This is a genomic window from Peribacillus sp. P4_D6 (genome assembly GCF_056401795.1).
The window spans coordinates 1-2,195 of sequence record NZ_JBFUIQ010000283.1 but is presented as its reverse complement, the minus strand read 5'-3'; the positions used below and the strand labels follow the sequence as shown (position 1 = coordinate 2,195).

The 2,195-nt window shown below is 36.1% G+C and carries 2 protein-coding genes and 1 pseudogene; 2 read left to right on the top strand and 1 reads right to left on the bottom strand.

Features of this window, described 5'->3' with window-relative positions; translation table 11 throughout:
* Together glaH and AC1DVB_RS26770 are read left to right on the top strand one after the other, a co-directional pair.
* A partial coding sequence (gene glaH / locus AC1DVB_RS26775) for a glutarate dioxygenase GlaH (RefSeq protein ID WP_477591849.1) occupies window positions 1-797 on the top strand: 797 nt, incomplete at its 5' end.
* A gap of 204 nt (window positions 798-1,001) precedes the next feature.
* Window positions 1,002-1,763, top strand: a complete 762-nt coding sequence (locus tag AC1DVB_RS26770; protein WP_057277604.1) for a uracil-DNA glycosylase family protein — start codon at window positions 1,002-1,004, stop codon at window positions 1,761-1,763.
* 317 nt (window positions 1,764-2,080) lie between these two features.
* Here AC1DVB_RS26770 and AC1DVB_RS26765 read toward each other — a convergent pair.
* Window positions 2,081-2,169: pseudogene (locus tag AC1DVB_RS26765) on the bottom strand (transposase); the annotation flags it as partial.
* Between the last annotated feature and the right edge of the window lie 26 nt (window positions 2,170-2,195).

The window sequence follows — 2,195 nt, the reverse complement described above, 5'->3', positions numbered from 1 at the left end:
AGGATAATCAGTCTGTTCAACATCTGGAATATACGCCATATGCACGACTCATCATTGCTTCATATCTTTTGGATCAAGTGGGGGAAGACTTTGGTGAATTGCTTTGTAACATCGTTCATGATCGGGAATCCGGCGGCTTCACCCTTGGCCTGGAGGGTGTCACGGAGAATACAGAAGAATATGTCATTTTTGCAACGGCCATTTCATACTTGTTGGGAACTCCAAACCATGATTCCATGTCAGGGAAATATTATGCCCGCTTCAGTGTTCAAGACACGGATAGCAGTGATTCCTATTTACGTCAGGCTTATCGTTTATTTACACTTCATACGGATGGCACCTTTGTAGATGAACCAACGGATTGGTTACTAATGATGAAGATGATCGAACAAAATGCACGCGGTGGCGAATCACGTTTATTGCATTTAGACGATTGGAAAGAGCTTGATATGTATGTGAATCATCCATTATCCAGCCACAAATTTACGTATAAAGCTCCAAAAAGCAAGAACGTTGACCAGGAAATTGAAAGATTGACCTTCTTCAATCATAATAACAAACCTGGTGTATGTTTTATCGATCAATTTGTTTATCCTGAATCAATCGAACAAGCCAAATACTTGCGCGATTTATCCAATTCATTAGAAAGTGATGAAAGTGTACTTGAACTTGAACTGCCTGTTGGAGATTTAGTTGTTGTCAACAACATATTCTGGCTTCACGGCCGCGCTGCATTTGAAAAGGATCCGAACCTGAATCGTGAATTACTTCGCCAACGCGGAAGATTCAATCAATAGTTTCAATTTGTAAACCCAAACATTTTTTTCATCCCCAAATACCATTTTTAAGATAAATTCTTTTCAATCCAAGGGTTGGAAAGCAATTTATCTTTTTTTTGAGAGGTWTCCAAGATTCATAATGCCCCTATGTCGGTGGCAAATCTGAATTTCTGATATACTGAATTGGCCAAAATAAATAAAGGGAAGTAGGGGTAGTAATTTATGGGGATCGCTAATTTTTCTAAGTTTACGCAATTTAAAGACTTAATTAAAGCTTTACCTGCTGTCTATACAGATGAAATGATAAAGAGTGAGCAATTTTTGCTTGAAAGAGAAGAAAAGAAAAAACTCGAAATATATTATGCTCCTTTCGAATATATAAATGAACGGGCCAAAGTGGTGATTGTCGGAATCACTCCTGGTTTACATCAAATGAAAAAATCTTATTCTACCGTAATTAATGCAAGAGGGCACCTGCATGGTGACGAAGAGATCCTGCACGAAGTAAAAAAAAATTCCAGTTTTGAAGGAACGATGAGAAAAAATTTAGTTAAAATGTTGGATGAGCTTGGATTACACACCTACTTAAACATTTCGTCCACACTGGATCTTTTTGACGAAGCGAGTCACCTCGTTCATACTACCTCAGTTTTAACCTACCCAGTTTTTTATAACGGAAAAAACTATAGTGGAACAACTCCGAACATTTTAAAGACCGAGTTACTTAAAAAAAATATAATGGAAGGCTTTGCTACCGAAATAGGTACCATTGAACGTCCGCTTATTATTCCTTTAGGCGTTAATGTTACCAAGGTCTTAAACTATTTAGCGGGTCAAGATTATTTGGATGCCAATAACATACTTCTAGGATTTCCTCATCCATCTGGAGGAAATGGTCATCGTCATAAGCAATTTGCAGCAAATAAAGAGCAAATGAAAATGATGTTACAGCACTATTTTTCAAAGGAAATGACCGTGGGTTAAAAGGGAGTACTGTATGCTCATTGAAGCTTTTGTAGGTATAAAAGGATGGGAAACAGTTGATTATTGAATTCTATAATTCATCTATTTGTGTTAAAAGTAAAATTAACTATTTACTACTGATATTATGGTGATTATAATAGGAACGAATGTTCTTAATTATAGGAGGCATTAACATGGATGAATTAGAGGAATTTTTAAAAACACTCACTATTGAAGAGTTAAAAGTTATTTATGAAGAAGTAAGTGAACCTGATATTAATAAATAGATGAAATAAATTGAAATGGAAGATTCTTATTTTTTCATTTCAAAGAACAGCATGATTTTTCCCGAACGTGGAGTAGGAGGTACTTTATCATGAAAACCATAGCCTAAGAACCAACGGTAAGCCTTATTTATTTCCGCTTCAATCGTTTAACGCATGGAACGAATAC